The organism is Levilactobacillus suantsaii (genome assembly GCF_004115745.1).
In the GTDB taxonomy this organism is placed as follows: domain Bacteria; phylum Bacillota; class Bacilli; order Lactobacillales; family Lactobacillaceae; genus Levilactobacillus; species Levilactobacillus suantsaii.
Genome location: NZ_QXIL01000002.1, coordinates 17404 through 42074 on the forward strand (window position 1 = coordinate 17404; position 24671 = coordinate 42074).

A 24671-nucleotide genomic window follows, 5' to 3' on the forward strand; every position below is an offset into this window, starting at 1 on the left:
TTAACCTGCGTATAAGAATAATTTATGTATAAAATGTGTTTTTAGAAACTATGTCTTGTATAAATAAACATTTGTCGCTATAATAAGGGTCAATCATTCAATAAAAGAGGAGCATTAATTCGGTATGAAGAAAAAATTAGCATTTATTTTCGCTCTTGCCTTCGCTCTGTTCATCGGTTGGGGAGCCCTGACCCCCACGACGGCACAAGCTGCCACCGATGACTCATTGAGCCAGGTGCAAAAGAAGGGCAAGCTGGTCATGGGGACGTCCCCCGACTACCCGCCCTATGAATTCCAAGCCACGGTCCACGGCAAAAGCAAAATCGTCGGCATGGACGTCGCGGTCGGCCAAAAAATTGCCAAGGACTTAGGCGTCAAGCTAGTCGTCAAGTCAATGTCGTTCGATTCCTTACTGGTCGCCTTGCAGACTGGTAAGGTCGACATGGTCATCTCCGGGATGAACCCGACCCCCGCGCGGAAGAAGAACGTTGACTTCACCCACCTGTACTACCAAGGTGGTTACAGCATCGTGGTCAACAAGAGCGAAAAGGGCCTGTACAAGGACAAGGATTCCTTCAAGGGGAAGACGATTGGTGCCCAAACGGGGTCGACCATGTTTAACGAAACCAAGAAGCAAACGACCGGCACCAAGGTCAAGGGGATGACCTCCGTGTCCGACCTGATTTTGGCCCTGCAAAGCCATAAAATCGATGGGGTCGCGATGGAAAAGCCATCCGCACAAGCCTACGTAGCGAACAACAAGCAACTGGCCATGATTCCCAGCCACTTTGATCTAAGTTCTTCCGATACTAGTGCGGCCGTGGCCTTTAAGAAGGGCTCGACTTCCTTGGTCAACGCCGCCAACAAGTCTGTCGACCAGATTCGCAAACAAAACTTGGTCAACAAAAAGTACTTACCCGCTGCCGGGAAGCATTTGAAGACCAACACCGTTAACACCAGCATGTGGCACTACTGGAAAGCCTTCTTGACCGGGGTCAAATACACCTTGATCATCACGGTCTGCTCCGTGTTCTTCGGGTTCATCTTAGGGGTTATCTTGTCGCTGGCCCGGATGGCACACGGTGGCGTCCTCAAGACCGGTTTGCGGTGGTTAGCTACAGCCTACGTCGAATTCATTCGGGGGACACCAATGATGGTCCAGGTTATGTTCGTCTACTTCGGATTAGGCCTCATCGTGAACCTCCCCGCTTTGACTTCCGGGATTATCGCCATTTCGTTGAACTCCGGGGCGTACATCGCCGAATACATTCGGGGTGGGATTAACTCCGTAGACGAAGGCCAAACCGAAGCCGCTCGGAGCCTAGGGTTAACCAGCGCCTCAACGTTACGTTACGTGGTGCTCCCTCAAGCGTTAAAGAACATCTGGCCATCACTTGGAAACGAATTTATCACCTTAATCAAGGATAGTTCCATCGTCTCGATCATCGGGGTCTCCGAACTGATTTTCCAAAGCAACATCGTGCGGTCTGATACCTACCGGGGCGTGGCTCCCATTGCGGTCATCATGGTGCTATACTTTATCATGACCTTTACCGCCTCGCGGATTTTGAACTACTTCGAAAGGAGAATGCAACATGACTAAACCGATCATTGAGGTCAAGAACCTCGCCAAGAATTTCGACAAAAACGTGGTGCTTAAAGACATCACTGAACAGGTCGACCCCGGTCAAGTCGTGGTCGTCATCGGCCCTTCCGGGAGTGGGAAGAGTACCTTTCTGCGGTGCTTGAACTTACTCGAGACCCCGACCAGTGGCCAAGTCTCCTTTGATGGCCAAGACCTGACCACGCTAGACACCAAACGGGTCAACGCCTTGCGAGAAGAAATGGGAATGGTATTTCAAAGCTTTAACCTCTTCCCGAACATGTCCGTGCTAGAAAACATCAAGTTGGCCCCAATGAAGGTCAAGGGCATGGGTAACGATGAAGCCACCAAGTTAGCCCACCAGTTACTCCAACAGGTCAACTTGGACGACCACGCCGATGCTTTCCCAACCAGTCTTTCCGGGGGGCAAGCTCAACGGGTCGCTATCGCCCGGGCCCTGGCTATGAACCCCAAGGTCATGCTCTTTGACGAACCCACGTCGGCCCTAGACCCCGAAATGGTCGGTGAAGTCCTCAACGTTATGCAAGACTTAGCCGCTCAGGGAATGACCATGGTCGTCGTGACCCACGAAATGGGCTTTGCGAAGTCCGTGGCCGACCGGGTCTGGTTCATGGACGACGGGTACATCCAAGAAAACAGTACCCCGGCGGATTTCTTCGCCCACCCCAAGACCGACCGGGCCAAGGACTTCCTCTCTAAAATCTTAATGTAACCTCACAAACGACTTAAAAGTGCGTCCCCAAGAGATGATGATTTCTTGGGGACGCACTTTTACTTATCTTACTTATTCATATTAAATTCAATTACTCATCCGTGTGCCGGCGGAACCGTTTCAACCCCAGCGCACCGAGAATCAGCCCTATCGCGGCCCACAACCGACCGTGAAGTGGGTTTTCATTGGTTTGTGGCAAGACCGTTGCTTGAGCCACCTTAATGGTTGACCTTGGCGTCGTTGGGTTGGTTTTGCTTTTGGCAAGTTGCGTCGTTTTACCGTGACTCGTCGCTAGCGATTGAACGCCGTGCCCCCGATACCCATTTGCTTGCCGAGTAGAAGTCGTTGAAGTGCCCGTTGAACCTGGAACCCGCAAACGCGGATTCGTCTTTAACGACCGCACCAGTGCGCTCCCGGTGACCGTCTTAGGGACGGCGGCATCCCCAATCACACGGTGCGTTTCGCCGTCCGTTGACTTATCCGCCGGCAGATTACTTCCTGGTGTCGTTGGCGTGGGTGCTGGGTCCGGTACGACTGGTGTTGGGTCCGGACTACTTGGCGTGTCAGGGTCGACGCCCTGGTCCGGATCCTCCCCTGGCGTCACCGCCCCATTCCCGCCGCCGGTGTCACCACCCGTGGTCGCGGCCACGACGTGTAACGTCACGGTCTTGGTTTGTCCGTCACTCGTGGTGAGCGTGACCGGATAATCCCCTGCCTGTGTCAATTCGGCTTGACTCAAATCGACCGTCACGAGAATCGCCGCCCCCGTTTTATCCGTGGCACTGGCATTGAAGTCGGCAGCCGTGGGCGTTGGGTCGCCAATCGTCCAGGTGTAATCCGTTCCCAATAAGGTCTGCTGAGAAGCCAACACGGTCAACCGTCCCGGCTGGAGGGTCACCGTATAGTTCGGGTTAGCGCCCAAAATCACCTGGATATCTTGATACCCCGCCGTCGTGGTGGTCACCGGTGCAAAAGTATAGTCAACCGGCACCCCATCAACTGGCTGGCCACTGACGGTCGCAGTCAACGTCGGCGTCTCGCCCACATAGACCACAACGTTATTAGGGGTGATGGTCACCGGTGCGGGTGTAATGGTCGCCGTGGCCCCAGTAGTGTTTGCGACCCAATCGTACATTTGCGAGGCTGGCTGAGCGGCTAGTTTCGCTTGACCCGCTGCTGAGAGCCCCACTGCATAAGTTCCAACCGCGGTGGGGGCGGTCGCAGTTCCCGTGAAATCGAGATCACCCGTGGTCAACTCACAAATGGTCCCATCGGGCAACACAATCCGGTAACCACTGCCGTCTAACGTGGGAGTCTGCCCCGTATAAGTCGTGGTCGAACTTCCGGTCAAGCGGTACGTGGCGGTTCGCTTGAGCACCGTCACGGTAGCGGTCTGCGCCGAAACCACGGCCCCGTTCGCCAGGTACTGGTAAGTCACCTGATAGGTTCCCGCCTGAGTCGTGTCCACGTTACCGACCGTCGTCAATTGGTCCAGTGTCAAATCGTCGCCCTGTGGTGTGACCGCACTGACGAAGTTATCACTCGGCGTCCAAGTGCTTCCCGCGAAAATGGTCGAATCCGTGACTTTGATATCCGGATTGTCCAAGATGACCGTATAAGTTCCAGAGTAAGCGGTCGCCCCCGTCGTCAGCGGCAAGGCCCAGTCGAAGGTGAACCGATCCGTCCCCTGCGGGATTATCAATTGACCATTTACTAATGTGACGCCATTGGTGAGATTACTGAGGGTGAGATCCGCCGTCGTTTGGCCGCCGAGATTCAAATCGAATAAATCGGTCAACGGTAATGTGTCCGGGGCCATCTTAAAGGTGGTCACCAGTTGCTCATCAGCCACGATATCACTGACCGTTGGCCCGTGTAACGTGGTCAAACGGTTATAAGACAGCGCGTCCACTCCTAAGGTGGTCGCATCGCCCACAGTAGCCGCAGTTAATTCGTTACCGTAAAACGCCCGTTCACCCACGCTGGTAACCGTTTCGGGAACCACGAGGCTCCCCGTCAAGTGGTTAAAGCTAAACGCCGCGTCCCCGATAGTCACCAGTTGATCGCCGAAGACCACACTATTCAGTTGGTTGCCTGCTAGCGCCGCCTCACCAATCGTGGTGAGGCTCGCCAACACCGGCAAGTCACCCATGATACTGTCATATTCAAAGGCGCCGGCGCCAATCGTTTGGAGCTGTTGAGCCGGCGCCCAATCGACCGTGGTCAGTGCATTATCGTAGGTGAACGCATTGACCCCAATCGTTTGTAGGCCCGCTCCTAACGTTAACGTTGCTAGTTTGGCATTCGCCAAGAAAGCCTGGTCGCCAATCGTCGTCACAGCATCTGGTAAGACCAGATCAGTCAACTCACAATCATAGATAAACGCATCTTTTTCAATCGTGGTCAATTGGCTAGCCGGCGCAAAGGTCAACGTGGTCAGGTGCACGTTATTGGCAAACGCTGCTTCACCAATCGTTTGGATGTTGGCGGGAATCACTAAAGTCGTCAGCGGGTCGTTTTCAAAGGCGTGCGCGGTAATTGTGGTCAGCCCCGTAGCCGGTGTCAAATCAACACTAGTCAACTGGGCGCAACTCGCAAAGGCCGTGTCGCCCAGTGACGTCAACGCGGCAGGCAGCGTCACCGTGGTCAACGTATTATTATAGGTGAACGCTGCTTCACCAATGCTAGTCACACTAGCAGGTAAGACCAGTTGCGTCAGCCCATCGGCAACGAAGGCTTCCCGCCCAATCGTCTGGAGCGTCTGGTTAGCCGAAAAATCGACCAGCTGGAGATTCGGTAAATACGCAAACGCGGAATCCCCAATCGTGATCAGTCCGTTGGCAAAGACCGCGCCGGTCAATCCATCCGTCAACCCGGTTTGCGATGCAAAGGCTGCCGCACCAATTCCCGTGACCGTATAAGTCTGCCCATTGACTGTATAAGTCGGGGGTAAATTCAACGTTCCGGTCACTTGCTGGGTGACTCCCGTAATCGTCGCAGTGCCATCGGCGTTCAATTGCCAATCAAACACGCTACTGTCCGCATAAGCGGGCGTCTTAGCCGCCGTGGCTGCGGCCGTAACGGTTGGTACGACCGGAATTTGTAAACTGGTAGCCGTAGCTTGCTGCGCGGCTTGGGCGACCGTTGCCTTGCCGGCTGAAGCTGTGCCTTGCCCCGTCCCCTGCGCATCATTGGTAATGGTCGCCGCTACTGATGCAGCCACAGAACTAGCCGCCAAATGACCACTCCCTGCTGCCGCACTTGAACTCACAGTCGCTGTTGAATTGGCGGCTAAACTACCTGGTTGTGCCGTGCTCGTCACCGCCCCAGAACTAACTGGCGTTTCAGCGGAACTCAGTGCTTTTGTCACAGCACTACTTGTGGCCGAACTAGCAGTTGCGCTCCGGTTTGGCGTCGCTTCTGAACTCGCCGCCGAGCTTACCGCTGAAGACGAACTTAACGTCGCTTGACTCGTTGTGGTGGTCTGAGCCGCACTCACTGTCGCTTGTGCTGAACTAGCCGCTGCCGAAGTTTCGTCCGCGTGCCCAGGCACAGTGGTGACGCCGATTCCAATCGCCGCTACAGTGGCTGCCGTAATGGCCCAACGCTGTGTCAAAATTTGTTTTGTGGTCCCTTGTTTCACTGGCATGTTGATCCCCCCAAGATTCTGTCGCCCACTCTGATTAAAATGAGGCTCTGCCAAATATATTAAGCGATTATCTATTAATTGCAACTATTAATTATGGGTTGCATTAAGTACCCCGACCAGCTCGTAATCCCATCAGATAGCTGGTTTCAAATCCGTTTACATCATAAAGCGGACGCTTACCCAGTGGTAGTTTTTTACCAGCTTTAGTTAGTCCATTATCCTTTTATAGGTTGAGTGGGTAATTAATTATTCGCACGTTGCCACTTTCCCCACCCATACTTGTTGAAACAACAAAAAAGCCCGGGAGTCTCTCCCGAGCTAATGACACTGTTTTAACATTCAATTAGTTACGCGGACCGAAACGTGCGGTGACCGAGTAAGGCGAGGAGGCCTAAGACAATTTCACCCCCGCCAACAAAGATCAAGACGCCCAGGCCACTATGGCCAATCGAGGTTAATAAGTGGGTCACCGTGGTGGTCGTGTTGGGCAACATAACTGGCAATATGAACCAGCCCACCACGCCGACAATCACAGCTAACAAGCCCCCCAACGTCAAACCAGGTCCCAAACCGGCCCAGAAATGGTGGACGCTTAACGCGTACCCCACTGTCACCGCAGTTAAGAGTAACGCCGCGACCAGCACGTAGAAGTTCAGCTGCCGAGCCCATTGTAACTGACTAGCCGCTGTCTGCATGGCCGTCGTGTTAAAGGTCTTCGTCACAAGCTTCTCTGCTCGTTGGGCAATGCTTTTGGTCAACGAGGTACTAGCGGACACGCCATCTGTCGAGGCCTGTGTCTCAATCGCACTGGTCAATTCGGTTGCATCAACGGAATTAGCCGATTGACCATACAACTGGGCCACCCCCATCGCCAGATAAGGTTGCGCAACGCTCGCAGTCACCGGATTTCCCGTCACGCCTAAATCACTAAGTTTATTATTCAACCGGTTGATGACACGTTCCCCCACCGTCGACCGGGAGACTACACCGGCCGTATACGTCGCGTTAAAAACGGTCAGTTTAAGGCCAACCGTTACCGTTAACAGAAGAACCAAAACGGCCAACCAACGCCCTAACGCGGGGCGCCGCTGATAAGTGGCCTGTGGTTGGGGGTCCGGGGCCTGTTTAGGTTCTGTGGGATGGTAACGGGCCATTCGAGTGTTTTCACTCACACCAGCCACCTCCATGACTAGAAATTTATTGTTACTTATTGTAGCACATCTTAATGGTTAAAAGGTTAAGGGGGGCTTAAGGTGAAAAAGGCCGGAACGCCAAACCGTCCCGGCCCTCACACAAACCAGGTTGAGAGCCGCTTTTCTTGTGGCCCAATCCGGATTGCTTACTTGGTCGAACTCCGCTTCATCAGCCCATAAGGTAAGATGACCGTTTTGTCGTCGACCGTTTCGTTGTTCATTAATTTAGTTAACAACCGCATCGCAACGGCACCAATATCGTACAACGGTTGCGTGATAGAACTCATCTTTGGCCGAACCAATTCCGTTAACTTGGTATCGTTACTGGTGATGACTTCAAAGTCATCTGGGACAGCGACTTGGGCATCGGTCAAACCGTTCATCACCCCAGCTGCCAGTTCGTCGTCGCCAACAAAGGCCGCCGTAGCTCCCGTCGACATCAACGCGGGCTCCAAAGCTTGCCCCGCCTTGTAAGTGTAATCCGTTTCAAAAATCAGCTTGTCATCGTAAGCGATCCCCGCATCTTTCAAGGCTTTCTTGTAGCCTTTCAAGCGGTAATCATGGTTAATGGCCTCATCCATCGACCCGGACACAAAGGCAATCTTGCGGTTCCCGTGATCAATCAAATTCTTAACAGCTTCTGCCACTGCAGCCACGTAGTCAATGTTGACGCTCGGTTGGTTCTGTTCTTCGTCCACTGAACCCGCCAAAACGATTGGCGCCTTTGACCGTTTAAACTCATCGCGGAGTTCGGGGGTTACTTGGTTACCCATGAAAATAATTCCGTCGACCTGTTTAGCCATCAGAGTGTTCAGCACCTGAACCTCTTTGCCCCCATTTTCATCGGAGTTGGTCAAAATGATGTTATACTTGTACATCATCGCAATGTCATCGATTCCTCGTGCTAACGAGGCAAAGTACACGTTGGTGACGTCCGGAATGATAACCCCGACCGTGGTGGTCTTCTTACTAGCTAAGCCACGAGCGACGGCGTTTGGCCGGTAGTCCAGACGATCAATGACCTCCAATACTTTCTTCCGAGTTGCTGGTTTAACGTTCGGATTGCCATTGACCACCCGGGAGACGGTGGCCATGGAAACTGCCGCTTCACGCGCCACATCGTAAATTGTTACTGTCTGCTTTTCCATAATAACGATAGCCCTTTCTTTTCTGTTTTAAGTTGTTTTCATCCGTTTTCATGCGACTTGAACTAGTATACAAAAAGTTAGTTTGGCGTGCAAGAACTGAAAACGCTTTCATCCCAAAGAATACCCTAATTTCACTGAATTTTCAAGCTAAGAGCCTGGCTATGCTATAATGAGGCTAACTTTTGAAAGGGTGATGACATGACAAAACTCGAACAGATCCAGCAATGGACCGCGGAACACCACGCGGATATGACTTACCTCAGCAATCCCAAAACCATCCAATATTTAACTGGTTTTGGCAGTGACCCCATCGAACGGGTCCTCGCTTTAGTCGTCTTTCCCGACCAAGATCCCTTTATCTTCGCTCCCGCGCTAGAAGTGGAAGTTATCAAAGCCACTGGTTGGGCCTTCCCAGTCATCGGTTACCTAGATCACGAAAATCCCTGGGCGTTAATCGCCGACCAAGTCAAGGCACGCCACGTTGCCCCCACGCACATCGCCCTGGAAAAGGGACAACTACAGGTGGCCCGCATGGAAGCCTTAGGCGCTCAGTTGAACCACCCGACCTTCGATATCGATATCACCAGCTTCATCGACCACATGCGCCTGATCAAGTCCGCCGACGAAATCAAGAAGCTGGAAATCGCTGGAAAGTGGGACGATTTCGCCTTTGAACATGGCTTTGCCGCCGTGAAAGCCGGTCGCACGGAACAATCCGCTGTTGCCGAACTGCAGTACGCTTTAATGAAGGAAGGCATCATGGAGATGTCCTTCGGCAGTCTGGTCCAAGCTGGCGCCCACGCCGCGGAACCCCACGGGGCAACCAACGATACCAAATTTGCCACTAACGAATTAGTCTTGTTCGACCTCGGGACCGTCTACCAAGGCTACATTTCGGATGCTTCCCGGACCGTTGCCTTGGGTACGCCAACCGCCAAGCAAAAGGAAATCTATGACGTTTGCTTAGAAGCCCAGTTAACGGCCCAAGCTGCCGTTAAGCCTGGTATCACGGCCGCCCAACTCGACAAGATTGCCCGCGACATCATCACTAAGGCCGGTTATGGCGAATACTTCATTCATCGGTTAGGCCACGGCATGGGCATGAGCGACCACGAATTTCCGTCCATCATGGCGGGCAACGACCTGGTCTTAGAACCCGGCATGTGCTTCTCCATTGAGCCCGGTATCTACATCCCTGGTGTGGCGGGTGTTCGTATCGAAGACTGCGTCCACGTCACCGCTGACGGCAGTCTCCCCTTCACCCACACGTCAAAGGAACTCACTTACGTCGGTTAAGTTGCACCCAATAGCTTAAAAAATCATCGAAATTAAAAACACCCCCAGGTTGGCCCTTAAAAGCCACCCTAGGGGTTTTATGTTGTGCTGCCTTACGTTGACAGACACCAAATCACTAAAAAGACCCATAGCGGGTTTAATCACCTAACAACCACGAAAAGCAAAGACGTCCCCGCTATGAGCTATCATCATTTTACCAGACTTGGACACCAATGTATCATAAAATTTCTTGCAAAGGGGCATCACTTCCCCCACTCGCGATACTCAAAAAGGGGAAACACAGTGACCCCCCAGGATTGGCTTTAATCTCCAATCTTGGAGGGTCACTTGAACACCGATCTTTACTTTAGGTTATGGCAACCGTTAAGCCGGTGTACCTGGTTGAGTCGTCGCCGACGTGGAGGCTTCACTTGCCGTATCGGTCGCGGCCGTACTTTCAGAAGAGTCGGTCTCTGATTCAGTCGCCGTCTCACTGTCCATACTGGAAACTTGGTCACTACTCAACACGATGTCGTCATCGGTCGCTTCAGCGCTTTCATCACTCGCCGTCCGCCAATCTTCTGGCTCGTCATCGTCTTCATCAGTGTCCAAGTGATCGTGAAGGTTTTCCTTAAAGTCGTCTAAGGCATCAGCCGCGTAAAAGGCATAGTCCACGGCGCGATCCTTCAAGGCATCCCCTTGTTTACGCACCATATCTTTCAAGGCCTCACGTTTTTCCAAATCCAAAGCTTGGTAGGCCGCGTAGGCTGCACCGCCTAAAATTAATCCTGCTAATAACTTGTGCTTTGCCATTCTGATGACTTCCCTTCCGTATTAGTCGACTGTCGTCTGCTTGTGCTTATGGCGCCGATTCCGGTACAGATCAAATGCCGTCTTACTCATGCGCGCCGCCACTGACGACTTACGGGTCGCCGTGACGCCGACCCGGTCGGTCAATTTACGCGTCGCCGTGTTCAAATCGGAGACGCTTTCACCCAAGTCCGCCGCAGCTTGGAAAACCGGGTCGATCGTAGCGACCTTCTGGTTCACGTCCTTCAATAATTCGTTAGCGTTAGCCATGATGTTTTCCGTTTGCTTGCTCAACGTATCGACATCATCGGTCACGGTTTTCATCGAACGATTAACCTCGGTTAACGTTTTGTTTAATTTGACTAAGAACATCCCAATGAAGAGCACCAAGATCAACAACGCAATTGCTGCAATCAAGCCTGCTATCTGTCCCCCGGTCATGACAACCCCTCCTTATGCATACTTAATGACTTACCCATAGAATAGCATTGTCACGCCGGGGGTGCAATTAAAACCCCACCCCAATTTCGCAATTTCCGGTCTAATCATAGGCGTCAGCCCGGAAATCTGCTAAACTAGAGCTTGGCAGATTGACCACTTGGCTCGCCGTCAACCATGACTTTCAGTTGACCGGGCCCCATTCTTTATAAAGGAGGTTCGTCGCTTGACGATCCAAACAGCCGTCACCACTTCTCTCAAATCGAGTTCGTGGTTCAAAAATTACCTTAAATCATTTGACTGGGAGTCCTTTCTCCACCTGGTCACCAGCCGCTTCTTCGCCTTACTGGCACTGACCGTGCTCTTCTTTTTGATTAACCTCATTGGTAAGGCCATCTTGAACCACAGCTTCAAGCGTTACTTACAGGGTAAATCTAAGACCCAGCAGTCGACCAATCGCCTGCAGACCATCAGCATGCTGACCATGAACCTGTTCCATTACACCATTCTATTCTTTTGGCTTTACGCCATTCTATCCACATTAGGCGTTCCGGTGGGCACTTTGGTCGCTGGGGCCGGAATCTTCAGTCTGGCTTTAGGGCTGGGTGCTCAAGGTTTCGTCAGTGACTTGGTTACCGGGATTTCCATCCTCCTGGAACAACAGCTCGATGTGGGTGACGCGGTCAAGATTGGGACCATCGAAGGTATCGTCACTGCCATTGGGTTACGTACCACCCAGGTCACCGGTGTCGACGGGACGGTCAACTTCATTCCCAACCGCAACATCACCATCGTCTCCAACCGGTCGCGCAATAACATGCGGGCTTTGGTCAACATCCCCATTGCGACGACGACGCCGATCGAGGAATTGCGGCCCATCATCGACACGGTCAACGACCAGTTGGTCCCGCAGCACCCGAGCATCATCGAGGACCCCGTCATCATGGGCGTCGTGACTTTGCCGACCGGTGAATTGGTCTACCAAGTCATTCTCATGACTAAAAACGGGAGTCAGTTCAACCTACAGGCCATCTTTCTCACGGCCTACTTGAAGGCTATTCGGCAAGCGGGCATTCACCTGCCGACCCATACCTCCACATCCCATCAAGCTTAATCGTCAAATAACCAAACGCGCATCGCATAACCAGCTTCTCCGGTTATGTAATGCGCGTTTTTTAGTAACGTGTTTATGATTTAGGCCAAGAATCTTGACTCAGTGTCTGCTCAGTCTGTTTGGGGATGACCTGATACTGGTTGTCCAAGTTATGGGCTAAGTAGTTAACGCGTTTTAGAATCTCCCGACGGGTAATGATGCCCCGAAAAATCATTTGTTCTCCCACCAAAGGGACGAACGGTTCATCCACCAACAGGTTCAAAATCAGTTCTAATTTAGCAGGATCATCGACCCAGTGGGTCACCGGCAACATCACGTCGGCGACTTGAACCGTCCGCAGTTGTTCCACGGCCGCCCCCTTAACTCGTAACAAACGGTCCGTGACCGAAGATAGCGTCAATAATCCTTGAAGCTGGTCGTTGGGCGCCAAAACGGGGATTCGCGTGTAGCCGACTTTCGACAGCACCATCAAAGCGTGCTCCAAATTATTGGTGGCTGTCACGTTGGCGACCCGGTCAGCCGGAATCACATAGCTCTTGGGCGTCTGCCGCAATAGGTCGGCAACTGCAGGGTCTAACATACCGTCATCCTTTCTGCGTGGCACGGGGAAACGTAAAGTTCAACTTGCGCACGGGTTGCCCGTCGCGCGTGTAGTACTGGACCTGCCAGTTTTTAGCAGTAACCGTGACTAACGCACAGGTGCCCCCTAAGGTGCGAAACTCCCCGCGGGGTTGACTGATACTACCCGGGTTCAAGAACAAGCAGCCGTGGACCAATTCCACGGCTAACTCGTGGGTGTGGCCAAAGAAAACCGCCTGGGCTTGTTCGGCTTGGGCGTGTAAAGCTAATTGCGTGAGGTCCCAGTTGACCGCATCGTGATGTCCGTGAACTAGTAGAACCTGACTGCCATCAACTTTGGGAGTCGCCGTCAACGGGAACCGTTGGTCACGATCCATGTTGCCCCGGACCACCCAGGTATTCTGAAACCAGGGATCATCGACCGTCATTTCAGAATCGCCACAGTGAAAGACGCGGTCGGGGGCTAACTGATGCCGCAATTGTTCGAGAATCGTCCGGTCGCCGTGATTATCACTAATGACTAACCATCGTGCCATCGCTAGGCCCCCCACCATTCGTCAAATTTTGCCAGCATCGCCGCCGTGGCTTTAGCCCGGTGACTGAGCCGGTTCTTCTTGGCCAGCGGCATCTCCGCGAAAGTCTGGTGTTCTTCCGGGACATAAAACAACGGGTCGTACCCGAAGCCATCCGTTCCCCGTGGAGCCGTTAAGATGGTTCCGGCCACCTCACCCACGGTCACCAATTGTTGACCGTTAGGCTTTACCAGCACCAACGAGGTATGAAAGGTCGCCGTCCGTTGAGCCGGCGCCGTCCCCCGCAGTTGTGCCAAGAGTTTGGACTTGTTCTTTGCGTCATCGTGGTCCCCGGCATACCGGGCGGAGTAGATGCCGGGCGCTCCGTCTAGGGCGTCGACCATCAACCCCGAATCGTCGGCTAACACCGGCAACTGGGTTGCGTGATCCACGGTGGTCGCCTTCAATACCGCGTTTTCGGTGAACGTATGCCCCGTTTCGTTGATCGGGGGTAAAGCTGGAAAATCTGCCAGGGTCTTGACCGTGATGCCCTTCGGTTCAAAAATCGTCCGAAATTCACGGGCCTTCCCGGCATTGGTCGTTGCAACGACTAGTGTTTCTGTCATAGTTTATTTAGCCTCCAATGTGTCTAATTGCGTTAAATCGGTCAGTGGAACGGTCTGCACGTGGACAGCTGTCGATAACCATTGCTGCGCCACCCGTTCGAAACTCGCCCCATCCCCGGTCGTGTAATATCTCGCGGTGGGTGGCGTTGTTTTTAACCGTGTTAGCTGGTGCTCCGTCAACACGGTGGCCACCCGTTGGGCCGTCGCGACGCCGGGGTCCACCAAGTGAACGGTCGGCCCCATCGCGCGGTGAATCACCGGTTGTAAAAGGGGAAAGTGGGTACACCCCAAAATCAACGTGTCCAAATGTGCCGCGCGTAACGGCTGAAGCTTGGCGGTCACGACTTGTTGGGCGTGAGGCGAGGTCAGGTCGTTAGCTTCCGCCAAGGTCACGAACTCCGGACAAGCCAGACTGGTGACCTGATTTTGCAGGTCCTGTTTACGGACCAACCGGTCGTAACTGCGGCTGTTGACCGTTCCGGCCGTGGCGATGACTCCAATGCGATGCGTCTGCGTCACCTTAGCCGCGGCTTTTGCGCCCGGGGCAATCACGCCGACGACCGGAATGGGGAGTTCTTGGTGTAAGGCTGGCAAGGCCGCCGCAGTCGCCGTGTTACAGGCAATCACCAGTAGTTTAATTCGATCGGTCCGCCGCAAAAACGTCGCAATTTGCCGGACAAACGTGCGGACCTCCTGTTTGGTGCGGGGGCCATATGGTAACCGTTGCTGGTCCCCAAAATACACCGTGGCTTCCGCCGGCAATCGCCGGTGAATCGCCTTCAATACTGTCAATCCGCCCACTCCCGAATCTATCAATCCAATCGGATCATTGCGCATCACTCAACGCCTCCTCACAGCTTATTAGTTGAACTTATATTATCATCCTTTATTGAACCGGTTTCAAGTCAGATGCCATGACCCCCGGTCCTAAAAAAAGTCTAAAGTTATCGTAAAATCCAGTTCCCCTCTTATTTTACGGTATAATAACAATATGGTAACAAAACAGACCACTAATCGGACGAAGGAGTCAATAATTTTGAAGAATTTATACCAAACCGTCATGCACGACGCTGCCGGCGCACCTTATTTGCCCCAGTTGATTTTGCGTGACGCGCTCATACCAGAACTGTTAGGGGATGACCGGGGGGCCATCGGCTACTGGGCAGGTAAATCCCTCGCCCGTAAGTTCCCCCTAGGCAACCCAACGGACGCGGCCACCTTCTTCCAACAAGTTGGGTTTGGCGACCTAACATTGCTCAACCAAACGGCCGAGATGACCAGTTGGCAACTAAGCGGGGAACCCGTTAAGCTACGCAAGCAAGTCAAAGCCGACAACGATTTTACTTTAGAAGCCGGCTTCTTAGCCGAAATGATGGCCCAACAACTCGGAGTTAATGCCGAGGCCGAAATGACCGAGACGACGCGCAAATTACGCGACCACGTAGTCACCTTCAACGTTTATACGGACCCCAACGACGTCATTCCCGATTATGACGCTCCCCAGCCGCTTAAGTTAATCACACCAACGACTGACGCCGACCAGGACCAATAATTTAATTTTTCGAAACGTGTCCCATAACGGCGCGCTAGCTCTAGCTAACGTGACCCTTGTGAGGCACGTTTTTTATGATCAATCAAAAAAGGAGTCAGAATCTCTTCTGGCCCCTCAAATGCGACGAATAAGCGCCGCTTCATTCTAGATAACGTGGAGCGTACTTAAGCTTCAACGTATTGGTCTAAAATCTTCTTTAATTGTTCCTTGGAGTGGTAACCCACGATGGAGTCGACCGCTTCGCCGTCCTTTTTTACTAACAGCGTTGGAATACTCATGATGCCGAAGTTTTGGGGCGTATTTGGGTTAGCGTCTACGTCCATCTTAGTGAACGTGACTTGATCACCCATTTCTTCAGACAACTGTTCCACCACTGGTGATTGCATCCGGCACGGGCCGCACCACGTTGCCCAAAAATCGGTCAGCGTGACGCCCTTAGCTGTGTCTTCTTCGAAGGTTTTATCCGTTGTTTCTGTAACCATCTTATTGCCTCCCTAATTCGTTATGAACTACCAGTAGCTGTTAATCATCTACATTGATTAGTCTAACAGATTGACGCGAAATGACAACTAAATTGCTTACAACTTAATTTTGTTAGAAGCGAACGACGGTCGACCCGTCGCCACCAGCATTAGCGGGCGAGAAACCGAAACTCTTGACGCGCTTATTACGTTTCAAGTAGTCGGTCACCCCCTTACGCAATGCCCCGGTCCCCTTGCCGTGAATAATCGTCACGGTCGGGTAACCCGCGAGTAACGCGGCATCGATGTAGCGGTCGACTTCGGCCATCGCCTCGTCGTAGCGGTGCCCCCGCAGATCCAAAGTTGGTGACATCCCGCTCGACCCAGTCCGGCGTACCGATGCTCGGGGTTGCTTCTTTGATTTAGCGGGATCGGCACCCTTTTCAAGGTCCGACGTGGCAATCTTCATCTTCAAGATGCCCAATTGAACTTCCCAGTGGTCGTCGTCGAGTTGTTGCATCAAGACGCCTTGTTGGCCGTACGACTTGACCAGCACGTTATCACCCTTCTTGAAGGTATGCTTCGCCTTTTCCCGGCGGAGAACCTTGTTTTTCTTCAGGCCCGTATCTTGTTGGATGGCGTTCAACGCGCCTTGCGCGGCAATCAACTCATCTTCTTTGACCACACTGCGCCCCGCATCGAGTTGTTTCTTTCGCAGGTCAGAAATGATCTTGTTGGCCCGCTTACGTGACTCGTCCACTAATCGGTTGGCCTCCTGTTTGGCCGTCGTCATCAGGTGGTCTTTTTGCTGCTGATACTGGTCAAATTGGTGTTGCAACTCGTGGTGCAGTTCCGTGGCTTCCTTCAGTTGCGTGGCCAATTCGGCCGCATGGCTATCAGCCACGCGTTTTTGCTCGGTCAAGTCACTGATCATGGCGTTCAAGTCTTGGCTATCCTGGTCGGTCAAGCCCCGCGCCGCCGCCACGACTTGGCTAGGCATTCCTAAACGGGCCGCGATATCTAACGCGTTACTGCGCCCCGGAATCCCAATCAACAACCGATAAGTCGGTTGCAAACTTTCGGCGTCGAACTCCATGCTGGCGTTGATGGTCTCCGGCCGGTTATACCCGTAAGCCTTGAGTTCCGGGTAGTGGGTCGACACCATCACGTAACTGCCCAAAGTCCCAATCTGGTCCAAAATGGCAATCGCCAGTGCGGCCCCTTCTTGAGGGTCGGTCCCAGCACCCAGTTCGTCGATAACAATCAGGCTATTTTCATCGGCCTGTTTCAAGATGCCGACGATGTTTTCCATGTGCCCCGAGAAGGTACTTAGGCTTTGTTCGATGGATTGTTCGTCTCCAATATCGGCAAAAATATCGTCGAAGACGCCAATCACACTGTTCTCGTTGGCTGGAATAAAAAGACCGGACTGACCCATCAACTGGACCAACGCCAGGGTTTTCAAGGTGATGGTCTTCCCACCAGTGTTGGGCCCAGTGACGATGATGGTCTTGTAATCCTGACCGATTGCGATGTCGTTAGCCACAACCTTTTTTTGGTCGATCAACGGGTGCCGCGCTTGGCGCAGGTTCACCTGATTAGTCGTCGACAATTTGGGTTCTGTGGCGTGCAAGTGATGCGCGTACTGGGCCTTGGCGTTGATAAAGTCAAAGTGCCCTAAAATTTCAGCGTTACGTAAGATTTCTTGTTGGTACGGCGTCAGTAAGGCGGTCAATTCCGCTAACAGACGCTGCTCTTCGTGCCGTTCGTCCATCTGGTTTTGCCGCAAACGGTTATTCAAACTAACCACCGCTTGCGGTTCAATAAACAGGGTCTGCCCACTGGCACTTTGGTCGTGGACGATGCCCCCGAAGTGTTGCTTATATTCCGAACGGACCGGCAACACGTAGCGGTCGTCGCGAATCGTTACGATGGTCTCGCTTAAATACTTGGCGTCCTTGCCCCGGGTGTACTGATCCATACTTTGACGAATGGCCGCCGCCGTTTGGGTGATGTGTTGGCGAATCTGGCGTAACTCCGGTGACGCGTCGTCAGTTAGATGACCGTCTCCTTCTAACGACGTGCGTAACCGCCGCGTCACGTCTGGTAAAGTCACTAATTCGTGGACTTCTTGGTCTAGTACGCGTAGGTCAACTTCTTTATCCGCCAACTGTTCAAAGAACCGGACCACGGAACTGGTCGTCCACAGGATTCGACTAATTTGCGCTAATTCCAGACCGTTTAAAACGGCTTCTAAGGCCAACCGTTTCAAATGCGGGCGAATGTCATCTAGTTTCGGCAACGGAATCCCACTTTCTAAGCGGTAAATATCCGCGCCGTCACGAGATTCATCTAACCAACGCTGTAACTGCTCACTATCGGCCGTGGGCTGTAAGTGATCGAGTTCTCGGCGACCAGCCGCCGAGACCAAGTAGTGCTGGATAGCTTGCTTGATGCGCCCATACTCCATGATGCTGAGTGTTTTTTGGTTCATGTGTAACTCCTCTCACAAAGGGCTCCCTAGGACTTGGTCAACCACCAGTCATAAATCTGATAAGACAAGCCAGGGGTCTGTTTCACGATCCACTGCGCCGCAGGAGACGCCTGGTAGGTCGTTTGAAACCCGGTAATGGGTAATAAAATCAATAAATTCAAAATTAAAAAGATAACCACATAACGAATCACTAAGTTGATCAAACCGCCAGCTAAGGCGTTCACTTGGTGGACGACCGGTAGCTTAGTCGCCCGGTTCAACCCAAACGACGGCGCACGATAAAGTAGCCCACGGTCAGGATGGCGGAAAAAGCCAACCCATTCAAGAAAAAGTGGCTACTTTGGCCAGCCGTTACCGCACTGACCGAACTATTCAGATTCAAGTTGCCCACGAATTGACTGAGGCCCGTTGCCACCGGCTGGGCGCCAAATCGAGCTGCCACCCAGACCACGAGGTACCCCACGGTCAATAAAATTTGGATCACGAACCCGCGCCGATAACCACGGTGAAAGCCCCAAGCTAAAATCACTAAAATTCCGAGACTGAGTAACACCCTAAGCCCCCGTTTCTGGTGAGTGCGGTCGGGGAGTGTGGTCCTCCGTATCCGCGGACGTCTTCTGCGCATTGGGGGCTTTTTGCTGATTCTGAGCCTTGGCCGCCATCTTCAATTGATCCGAAATGGCGTTAAACGCCATTAAAACTGCCGCATCTTCCTTACTGATATCCGGAGATACCTTTTTCAATTGGTCGAATTGTTCATTCAATAAAGTGGTTACGGCACGCATATGGTCATCGGTTGCTTGACCCACGATGGTGTAGGGCTTGCCCGCAATCACCGCCTTAAAGCGGTGGGTCTGTTCTGTCATCTCATCATCCCCCTATTTTCCACAATGCCTTAATTTTACCATTAATTGGGAGTTGGGCCTAGTTTTGACACACACCAAAATGAGCCCAAACAAAAAGGGCGGTCATCCGCCCCTCATTGCCCGCTTGCTTTACTTTTTGCCCGCGTTCGGGTCGATGGTACCATCCGCTAAGAAGGTGTTCAAAACGGATTCGACCATGTCCCATTCTTCGTCGGATTCGATCAATTGAAGATCGCCGCCGGAAGGATTAGCCGGGTCATCGTCAGCCGGTAAGGCATAGGCCTGAATGTCGACTTCTTCGTCGTCACTCTTACCAGCCGGGTAAATCAAAATGTAAGATTTACCAAAGTCGTCGGATTCAAACGTGAATAACACGTCGTATAACTCTTCGTTACCATTTTCATCAACTAATGTAATTTGTTCTTGGTCTTCGTTCATGGGAAACCTCACTTTTCTCGGGTTAATTTGCCTTTACGATCCAAATAATTCTGCAAAATCAACCCAGCTGCTAATTTGTCAATGACACGCTTGCGTTTCCGCCGTGACGTGTCTGCTTGTTCCACTAACATACGCTCCGCTTCAACCGTTGTCAACCGTTCGTCTTCGTAATCGACCGGTAAGTGAAACCGATCCGTTAACATTTGACCGTAACGTTGCGAAGCCGCCACACGCGGGCCTAAGGTATTGTTCATGTTCTTAGGTAATCCGACCACGAAACCGTCAACTTCATGGGCCTTGACCAGTTCCGCCACGCGGTCCAAGCCAAACACCTCTTGATCTTCATCAATTGGAATGATCTCAACCCCTTGAGCCGTCCAGCCCAAGGCGTCGCTCACGGCGACCCCCACGGTTCGTGATCCGACGTCTAGTCCCATTAACTTCATGAAGGTTTCACCGGTCCATTCTGATTAAGATAGAAACGCACGAGTTCTTCAATAATCTCGTCACGTTCGTGTTTGCGAATTAAATTCCGCGCATCATTGATTCGCGGGATGTACGCAGGATCGCCTGATAGCAGGTACCCGACAATCTGATTAATGGGATTATACCCCTTCTCTTCCAGTGCCTGATAAACCGTTACCAGTGTCTCATGAACATCCTTTGGCTGGTTGGCGCCAAAATCAAAATACATCGTTTTGTCTAATGAACTCACTATATCACACCCCCGTACTTCCTCACTTAGTCTTAATTTTACTCGATTGCCCGTTAAACTACAACGACGGGCCTCCAATGTAATGTTTTCGTAATACTCTTAACCACTTTGGGGTGCCAACGCAAAGACGGCGCGGCCACTAGTTACGCGTCCTCACCGTCCTTACCATTTTCAGTCTCGTAACCGGTTAATCTTGGGCACTTAACCAATCATTAGCGGCCTGCATCGCATCCGGCAAGCCCGCTGGGTTCTTGCCACCGGCTTGAGCTAGGTTCGGCCGGCCGCCACCGCCACCGTTAATCTTCGGGGCAATGGCTTTAATCAAATCACCGGCCTTGACTTGCTTTTGCTTGTCGGCACTGACCGCCACAATCAGATTAGCCTTACCGTTGACCTCGGCCCCCAAGACCAAGACGTCGGATAACGCCTTGTCGCGCCAAGTGTCAGCTAAGGCTCGCAACTGGTCCATCTTGGAGACTTGGACGGTCCCGCTAATCAACCGATATTGACCAGCCGTTTCGACGTGGTCAAAGACCGCTCCAGCTTGTTGACCGGCCAACTTGCCTTCCAAGGTCGCCTGCTTCTGTTGTAAGTCCTTGACCTGGGCTTGTAAGGCCTGCAGACGTATCTCAACTTCGCTGGTCTGGGTGACCTTCAAATCGCCCGCAACCCGATCCAAGACGTTACTCCGGTCATTCAAGTAACGGTAAGCGGCCGCCGAGGTCACGGCTTCGATTCGCCGCACACCGGCGCCGACCCCGGATTCCGAGGTAATCTTGAACAAGCCGATTTCATTGGTGTTGCGGACATGGTTCCCGCCACAGAATTCCGTGACGTAATCGCCGGCGCTCACCACGCGGACCGTCTTGCCGTACTTTTCACTGAACAACGCGATGGCGCCCATCTTCTTAGCACTGTCGATGTCGGTCACGACCGTGTTCACCGGCAATTCGTCAAAAATCTTTTGGTTGACGATGGCTTCGGCCTTCGCCAAATCAGCCGGGTCGACTTGGCCAAAGTGGGTAAAGTCAAACCGCAGGTAGTCGCCTTCAACTAAGGAACCGGCCTGTTGAGTGTGTTCGCCAAAGACATCGCGTAACGCCTTGTCCAACAAATGCGTTGCGGTATGGTTCTTTTCGACCTTGCTGTGGAAGACTGGGTCGACCTTGAGTTCGTACGTGGTGCCCTTTTTCAGTGGCGCTACGACATCTAAGGTGTGCAGGTTCTGGCCGTTCGGGGCATGTTGCACGTCCGTCACGTGAGCCACGACCTGACCATCCAAGTCATAAATGTCCCCGTGGTCGGCGACTTGGCCCCCCATCTCGGCGTAGAACGGCGTCTGAGCAAACATGGCTTCGGCCGTCCCAGTGGTGACTTCGTCGGTCAACTGGTCGTTAGCCACTAATTCGACCAAGTCACTCTTAGCCGTCAGCTGCGTGTACCCCACGTATTCACTCGGGGTTTTGACGTTGATCAACAAGTCGTGTTGTAAGCCCATGGCCTTTTGCTTACCGCGCGCATTACGAGCCCGGTCCCGTTGCTTTTGCATCTCGACCTTGAATCCGTCTTGATCGACCGTGACGCCCTGATCGATGGCGTATTCCTGGGTCAGTTCAACCGGGAAGCCGTAGGTATCGTACAATTTGAAGGCGTCAGCCCCATTAATTTGCTTCTTCCCCGTTTGCTTGAGATCGGCGATTAAACCGTTCAAGAGGTCCAAGCCACCGGTCAGCGTTTCGCCGAACCGGTCTTCTTCAGAGCGCACAATCTTTGCGATGTAGTCCTTTTGCTTTAAGACTTCTGGGTAGTAGGACTGCATGATTTGCCCCACGATGGGCACTAATTGGTCCAAGAAGGCGCCTTGAATCCCGAGCTTCTGCCCGTTGACAACGGCCCGACGAATCAAGCGCCGGATGACATAGCCGCGGCCTTCGTTACTTGGCAACGCCCCGTCACCGATGGCAAAAGTGATGGCCCGCGCATGGTCAGCAATGACCTTAAAGGAGATGTCATCTTCCTTGTCAGCACCGTAATGCTTGTTGTCACTTAAGGCTTGCGTCTTTTCAATCAGCGGCATGAACAAGTCGGTCTCAAAGTTGGTCCGGGCGTTTTGGAAAATCGAGACGACCCGTTCCAGCCCCATCCCCGTATCAATGTTCTTCCGCGGTAACGGCTTGTAGCTGCCGTCTGGTTCGTGGTTGAACTGGGAGAAGACGATGTTCCAAACTTCCAGATACCGTTCATTTTCACCACCCGGGTAGTTTTCCGGGTCGTCCGGTGCTAAGTTGTTGAAGTCTTCGCCCCGGTCATAGAAAATTTCGGAGTCGGGTCCCGAAGGCCCTTCACCGATATCCCAAAAGTTGTCTTCCACCGCGATGATGTGGTCGGGGGCGACCCCGGCCTTTTCCCAGTCTTCCTTAGCGACCGTATCCTTGGGGTAGACCGTCATGTACAGCTTATCGGGGTCCCAGCCGAACCAGTCGGGCGACGTTAAGAGTTCCCAAGCCCAGGTGATGGCTTCTTTTTTAAAGTAATCACCCACCGAGAAGTTCCCTAACATTTCAAATAACGTGTGGTGCCGGGCGGTCCGACCGACATTTTCGATATCGTTGGTCCGGATACTCTTCTGTGAACTGGTCAGCCGCGGGTTTTCGGGAACCACTTGGCCACTGAAATACTTTTTCATGGTTGCTACTCCGGAATTGATCCAGAGTAAGGACGGGTCATCCTTCGGCACCAGCGAGGCGCTGGGTTCAATGGTGTGTCCCTTGGACTTGAAGAAGTCGAGATACATCTGCCGAATCTGACTACTGCTTAGCTCTTTCATCTCTTAAATACCTCCAAAAAAAGATAAAAACACCGTTGCCCGTAAAGACGCCGAAGCGCGGTACCACTTTACTTGCAACGATGTTTAGTCGTTAACCTCTTAAACTCATAACGCCGAGTCGCGATGTTGCCTGCGAGGGAGCACCAATTGGGGTCGAGTCGTTTTTCACAGCACCCAAAACGTTTCTGAAAGTCGGGCCCCACCGGTATATCCTCTATGCTTATTTAATTGTCCACTTGAAATTATAGGTGGCCGGTTGGCACTTGTCAATCGCAAGTCTATTGGTAACGATTGGACTCGCGTTTGCGCCGTTTTCGTTCGGCCCGGGCCGCAGCCCGTTGTTCGATCCGGCGTTCCTGGTCCTTCTTGTGGTGAATGGCTTGCTTGATCTGGTGCTTGTAGCCGGGTTTAATCTTCTTTTTCTTCTTCTTGACCAGGCCAATCAGCGTTGGGTCCAGCTTTTGGGTGGACTTATTGCGCTTCTTTCGCCGGTTCCGGTCGTAAGAGTCGACGACTTCACCGTTGCTGATGCGCTTAGGTTTGAAGTGCACGCCGAGTTCTTCGATGGCCGCAACCTGGGCCTCTTCCCCTGGGGAGTACAGGGTGATGGCCGTTCCTGGCATCCCCTGACGACCCGTCCGGCCGACCCGGTGAATGAAGAAGTCGAGATCTTCCGGAATATCATCGTTGATGACGTGCGAGACCCCTTCAATGTCAATTCCTCGAGCCGCCAAATCGGTCGCCACGACGTATTGGAATTGCAGGTTCTTGACTTCGCGCATCACCCGTTTACGTTCCCGCGGCTTGATGTCGCCGTGAATCATGGCGACTTTCAGTCCCTGGTTCTTCAGGTAATCGTGGAGTTCTTCCACCCGCTTCTTGGTGTTGGCAAAAATCAGCACCAGGTAGGGTTCTCCCATCGTAATTAGTTGGTAAATCAACTGGTTACGGTTCTTCCCCTTAGTCGAAATCAACCAGTTATCGATAGTATCACTGATAATCGAGGTCACTGGGATCTCTTCGATGACCGGTTGGTTCATGTACTTGCGTAAGAACGGGTTCAACCGTTGCGGGATGGTCGCGGAAAAGACCATCATCTGCAGGTCGTGCGGCATCCGGGCCGCAATCTTATCGACCTGATCCAAGAACCCGAGGTCCAAGGTCATGTCGGCTTCGTCCACCACGAATTGGTGCGCCGTATGCACGTCTAGGGCTTGTGATTGAATCAGATCCAAGACCCGGCCGGGGGTCCCGATGACCAATTGTGGTTGGAAATGGTGCAATTTATTGACCTGACGCTGCTTGTCAGTCCCCCCGACGTAGTTGCCAATCCGAATCTCAAAGGGGGCTTCGGCGGCTAACTGTTCAGCCGCCGTGTGGATCTGGTAGGCCAACTCCCGACTGGGGGTCGTGATAACGGCCTGGACCTGGTTCTCACTGGTCAGCTGGTTAAAAATGGGCAGTAAGAACGTGTGGGTTTTCCCGCTCCCGGTCTGGGATTGGCCGACGACGTCCTTGCCCGCAGCAATGATGGGAATCAATTTTTCCTGCACGGCGGTCGGCTGTTTGAAGCCAATCTTTTTTAAGGCCGTCATCAAATATGGCTGCAAGTGAAACTCGCTAAAATTTGCGGTCATG

At 52.7% G+C, this 24671-nt stretch carries 24 protein-coding genes; 5 read left to right on the forward strand and 19 right to left on the reverse strand.

Annotated elements, in window-relative coordinates; genetic code table 11:
• Positions 1 to 124 precede the first annotated feature (124 nt).
• On the forward strand, positions 125 to 1603 hold the full coding sequence (locus DXH47_RS01080; RefSeq protein WP_129031247.1) for an ABC transporter substrate-binding protein/permease: 1479 nt from the start codon (positions 125 to 127) through the stop codon (positions 1601 to 1603).
• A complete protein-coding gene (locus tag DXH47_RS01085) occupies positions 1596 to 2336 on the forward strand; it encodes an amino acid ABC transporter ATP-binding protein (RefSeq protein ID WP_129031248.1) in 741 nt (246 codons plus the stop codon). The genes DXH47_RS01080 and DXH47_RS01085 overlap by 8 nt, the downstream gene beginning before the upstream one ends.
• 91 nt (positions 2337 to 2427) lie before the next feature.
• Here the strand turns inward: DXH47_RS01085 and DXH47_RS01090 are convergent, their stop codons facing one another.
• The 3 genes from DXH47_RS01090 to ccpA all read right to left on the reverse strand — a co-directional run bounded on the left by DXH47_RS01090 (position 2428) and on the right by ccpA (position 8326).
• Positions 2428 to 5985: a leucine-rich repeat protein gene (locus DXH47_RS01090; protein ID WP_129031249.1), complete on the reverse strand. Its 3558-nt coding sequence runs from the start codon at positions 5983 to 5985 to the stop codon at positions 2428 to 2430.
• A 347-nt stretch (positions 5986 to 6332) separates the two neighbouring features.
• Positions 6333 to 7157, reverse strand: coding sequence for a hypothetical protein (locus DXH47_RS01095; protein WP_225423469.1), 825 nt, complete (start codon positions 7155 to 7157; stop codon positions 6333 to 6335).
• Positions 7158 to 7324: 167 nt separating this feature from the next.
• Complete coding sequence (ccpA, locus tag DXH47_RS01100) at positions 7325 to 8326, reverse strand: catabolite control protein A (RefSeq protein ID WP_129031251.1); 1002 nt, start codon at positions 8324 to 8326, stop codon at positions 7325 to 7327.
• Between the two features lie 198 nt (positions 8327 to 8524).
• Here ccpA and DXH47_RS01105 point away from each other — a divergent pair, with 198 nt between their 5' ends.
• Entirely contained in the window at positions 8525 to 9622 is a 1098-nt protein-coding gene (locus tag DXH47_RS01105; RefSeq protein ID WP_129031252.1) for a M24 family metallopeptidase, read from the forward strand.
• A 363-nt stretch (positions 9623 to 9985) separates the two neighbouring features.
• On the opposite strand, the gene DXH47_RS01110 is transcribed toward DXH47_RS01105, so the two are convergent.
• Both DXH47_RS01110 and DXH47_RS01115 read right to left on the reverse strand, forming a co-directional pair.
• Entirely contained in the window at positions 9986 to 10414 is a 429-nt protein-coding gene (locus DXH47_RS01110; RefSeq protein ID WP_182150712.1) for a hypothetical protein, read from the reverse strand.
• Between the two features lie 21 nt (positions 10415 to 10435).
• Entirely contained in the window at positions 10436 to 10852 is a 417-nt protein-coding gene (locus DXH47_RS01115; protein WP_129031253.1) for a DUF948 domain-containing protein, read from the reverse strand.
• 229 nt (positions 10853 to 11081) lie between these two features.
• On the opposite strand from DXH47_RS01115, the gene DXH47_RS01120 reads away from it, so the two are divergent.
• Positions 11082 to 11963 carry a mechanosensitive ion channel family protein gene (locus DXH47_RS01120; RefSeq protein ID WP_129031412.1) on the forward strand — a complete coding sequence of 294 codons (882 nt, stop codon included), beginning with the start codon at positions 11082 to 11084 and terminating at the stop codon, positions 11961 to 11963.
• Between the two features lie 73 nt (positions 11964 to 12036).
• On the opposite strand, the gene cbpB is transcribed toward DXH47_RS01120, so the two are convergent.
• Genes cbpB through murI form a run of 4 tightly spaced genes read right to left on the reverse strand, consistent with a single transcriptional unit; the run spans position 12037 to position 14517 of the window.
• On the reverse strand, positions 12037 to 12543 hold the full coding sequence (gene cbpB / locus DXH47_RS01125; protein WP_129031254.1) for a cyclic-di-AMP-binding protein CbpB: 507 nt from the start codon (positions 12541 to 12543) through the stop codon (positions 12037 to 12039).
• 4 nt (positions 12544 to 12547) lie between these two features.
• Complete coding sequence (locus tag DXH47_RS01130) at positions 12548 to 13078, reverse strand: YfcE family phosphodiesterase (RefSeq protein WP_129031255.1); 531 nt, start codon at positions 13076 to 13078, stop codon at positions 12548 to 12550.
• A gap of 2 nt (positions 13079 to 13080) precedes the next feature.
• Complete coding sequence (locus DXH47_RS11800) at positions 13081 to 13680, reverse strand: XTP/dITP diphosphatase (protein WP_225423470.1); 600 nt, start codon at positions 13678 to 13680, stop codon at positions 13081 to 13083.
• Positions 13681 to 13683: 3 nt separating this feature from the next.
• Positions 13684 to 14517, reverse strand: coding sequence for a glutamate racemase (gene murI, locus DXH47_RS11805; protein ID WP_225423471.1), 834 nt, complete (start codon positions 14515 to 14517; stop codon positions 13684 to 13686).
• Between the two features lie 199 nt (positions 14518 to 14716).
• Between murI and DXH47_RS01140 the strand changes: the two genes are divergently transcribed.
• Complete coding sequence (locus DXH47_RS01140) at positions 14717 to 15232, forward strand: YslB family protein (RefSeq protein WP_129031256.1); 516 nt, start codon at positions 14717 to 14719, stop codon at positions 15230 to 15232.
• 164 nt (positions 15233 to 15396) lie between these two features.
• On the opposite strand, the gene trxA is transcribed toward DXH47_RS01140, so the two are convergent.
• The 10 genes from trxA to DXH47_RS01185 all read right to left on the reverse strand — a co-directional run bounded on the left by trxA (position 15397) and on the right by DXH47_RS01185 (position 24670).
• Entirely contained in the window at positions 15397 to 15714 is a 318-nt protein-coding gene (gene trxA / locus DXH47_RS01145) for a thioredoxin (RefSeq protein ID WP_129031257.1), read from the reverse strand.
• A gap of 112 nt (positions 15715 to 15826) precedes the next feature.
• Complete coding sequence (locus tag DXH47_RS01150) at positions 15827 to 18187, reverse strand: endonuclease MutS2 (RefSeq protein WP_129031258.1); 2361 nt, start codon at positions 18185 to 18187, stop codon at positions 15827 to 15829.
• A 26-nt stretch (positions 18188 to 18213) separates the two neighbouring features.
• Positions 18214 to 18447 carry a CvpA family protein gene (locus tag DXH47_RS11950; protein ID WP_263853886.1) on the reverse strand — a complete coding sequence of 78 codons (234 nt, stop codon included), beginning with the start codon at positions 18445 to 18447 and terminating at the stop codon, positions 18214 to 18216.
• On the reverse strand, positions 18444 to 18740 hold the full coding sequence (locus DXH47_RS11955; protein WP_263853887.1) for a CvpA family protein: 297 nt from the start codon (positions 18738 to 18740) through the stop codon (positions 18444 to 18446). Before DXH47_RS11955 ends, DXH47_RS11950 begins: the two co-directional genes overlap by 4 nt.
• A gap of 1 nt (position 18741) precedes the next feature.
• Positions 18742 to 19053 carry a cell division protein ZapA gene (locus tag DXH47_RS01160; RefSeq protein WP_129031259.1) on the reverse strand — a complete coding sequence of 104 codons (312 nt, stop codon included), beginning with the start codon at positions 19051 to 19053 and terminating at the stop codon, positions 18742 to 18744.
• A gap of 129 nt (positions 19054 to 19182) precedes the next feature.
• A complete protein-coding gene (locus DXH47_RS01165) occupies positions 19183 to 19491 on the reverse strand; it encodes a DUF1292 domain-containing protein (protein ID WP_129031260.1) in 309 nt (102 codons plus the stop codon).
• Positions 19492 to 19499: 8 nt separating this feature from the next.
• The gene (ruvX, locus tag DXH47_RS01170; protein ID WP_129031261.1) at positions 19500 to 19937 is read right to left on the reverse strand and encodes a Holliday junction resolvase RuvX; all 438 of its coding nucleotides are present in this window, start codon (positions 19935 to 19937) and stop codon (positions 19500 to 19502) included.
• Positions 19934 to 20206, reverse strand: coding sequence for an IreB family regulatory phosphoprotein (locus tag DXH47_RS01175; RefSeq protein ID WP_129031262.1), 273 nt, complete (start codon positions 20204 to 20206; stop codon positions 19934 to 19936). The genes ruvX and DXH47_RS01175 overlap by 4 nt, the downstream gene beginning before the upstream one ends.
• Before the next feature lie 187 nt (positions 20207 to 20393).
• Positions 20394 to 23033: an alanine--tRNA ligase gene (gene alaS, locus DXH47_RS01180; protein WP_129031263.1), complete on the reverse strand. Its 2640-nt coding sequence runs from the start codon at positions 23031 to 23033 to the stop codon at positions 20394 to 20396.
• A 278-nt stretch (positions 23034 to 23311) separates the two neighbouring features.
• Entirely contained in the window at positions 23312 to 24670 is a 1359-nt protein-coding gene (locus DXH47_RS01185) for a DEAD/DEAH box helicase (protein WP_129031264.1), read from the reverse strand.
• Between the last annotated feature and the right edge of the window lies 1 nt (position 24671).

Excerpts from the sequence above, each read along its gene's own strand:
- DXH47_RS01080 (WP_129031247.1), top strand. The coding sequence starts at position 125 with ATGAAGAAAAAATTAGCATTTATTTTCGCTCTTGCCTTCGCTCTGTTC.
- DXH47_RS01085 (WP_129031248.1), top strand. The coding sequence starts at position 1,596 with ATGACTAAACCGATCATTGAGGTCAAGAACCTCGCCAAGAATTTCGAC.
- DXH47_RS01090 (WP_129031249.1), bottom strand. The coding sequence starts at position 5,985 with ATGCCAGTGAAACAAGGGACCACAAAACAAATTTTGACACAGCGTTGG.
- ccpA (WP_129031251.1), bottom strand. The coding sequence starts at position 8,326 with ATGGAAAAGCAGACAGTAACAATTTACGATGTGGCGCGTGAAGCGGCA.
- DXH47_RS01105 (WP_129031252.1), top strand. The coding sequence starts at position 8,525 with ATGACAAAACTCGAACAGATCCAGCAATGGACCGCGGAACACCACGCG.
- DXH47_RS01110 (WP_182150712.1), bottom strand. The coding sequence starts at position 10,414 with ATGGCAAAGCACAAGTTATTAGCAGGATTAATTTTAGGCGGTGCAGCC.
- DXH47_RS01115 (WP_129031253.1), bottom strand. The coding sequence starts at position 10,852 with ATGACCGGGGGACAGATAGCAGGCTTGATTGCAGCAATTGCGTTGTTG.
- cbpB (WP_129031254.1), bottom strand. The coding sequence starts at position 12,543 with ATGTTAGACCCTGCAGTTGCCGACCTATTGCGGCAGACGCCCAAGAGC.
- DXH47_RS01130 (WP_129031255.1), bottom strand. The coding sequence starts at position 13,078 with ATGGCACGATGGTTAGTCATTAGTGATAATCACGGCGACCGGACGATT.
- DXH47_RS11800 (WP_225423470.1), bottom strand. The coding sequence starts at position 13,680 with ATGACAGAAACACTAGTCGTTGCAACGACCAATGCCGGGAAGGCCCGT.
- murI (WP_225423471.1), bottom strand. The coding sequence starts at position 14,517 with ATGCGCAATGATCCGATTGGATTGATAGATTCGGGAGTGGGCGGATTG.
- trxA (WP_129031257.1), bottom strand. The coding sequence starts at position 15,714 with ATGGTTACAGAAACAACGGATAAAACCTTCGAAGAAGACACAGCTAAG.
- DXH47_RS01150 (WP_129031258.1), bottom strand. The coding sequence starts at position 18,187 with ATGAACCAAAAAACACTCAGCATCATGGAGTATGGGCGCATCAAGCAA.
- DXH47_RS01160 (WP_129031259.1), bottom strand. The coding sequence starts at position 19,053 with ATGACAGAACAGACCCACCGCTTTAAGGCGGTGATTGCGGGCAAGCCC.
- DXH47_RS01165 (WP_129031260.1), bottom strand. The coding sequence starts at position 19,491 with ATGAACGAAGACCAAGAACAAATTACATTAGTTGATGAAAATGGTAAC.
- ruvX (WP_129031261.1), bottom strand. The coding sequence starts at position 19,937 with ATGAAGTTAATGGGACTAGACGTCGGATCACGAACCGTGGGGGTCGCC.
- alaS (WP_129031263.1), bottom strand. The coding sequence starts at position 23,033 with ATGAAAGAGCTAAGCAGTAGTCAGATTCGGCAGATGTATCTCGACTTC.
- DXH47_RS01185 (WP_129031264.1), bottom strand. The coding sequence starts at position 24,670 with ATGACCGCAAATTTTAGCGAGTTTCACTTGCAGCCATATTTGATGACG.